The following is a 360-nucleotide window of genomic DNA, read 5'->3' as shown; positions in this document are numbered from 1 at the left end:
TCGGTCTTGCCCATCTCCAGGAAACGCCCACCACGCGGCAGCAACCTCAGCGACGCGTCCACGAACTCACCAGCCAGCGAGTCCAGTACGACATCCATGCCACGACCACCGGTCGCCGCCAGGAACGCCGCCTCGAACTCCGTGTCCCGGGAGGAGGCGATGTGCGCCTCGTCCAGACCGAGCTCGCGCAGGGTGTCCCATTTGCCGGCACTCGCCGTACCGAACACCTCGGCACCGAGATGCCGCGCCAGCTGCGTGGCGGCCATACCCACACCACCGGCCGCCGCATGCACCAGCACCGACTCCCCGGCCCGCACCCCACCCAGCTCGGTAAGGGCGTAGTACGCGGTCAGGAATACG

General features: G+C 68.6%; 1 protein-coding gene. It reads right to left on the bottom strand.

The genetic code is table 11. The features are described 5' to 3' along the window. Positions 1-360, bottom strand: a 360-nt coding sequence (locus IH68_RS51380) for a zinc-binding dehydrogenase (protein ID WP_037886739.1), incomplete at both ends; no start/stop codon positions are given.

The sequence above is a fragment of the Streptomyces sp. NRRL S-646 genome (assembly GCF_000720765.1).
In the GTDB taxonomy this organism is placed as follows: domain Bacteria; phylum Actinomycetota; class Actinomycetes; order Streptomycetales; family Streptomycetaceae; genus Streptomyces.
This window is presented reverse-complemented; position numbering and strand designations above follow the sequence as displayed.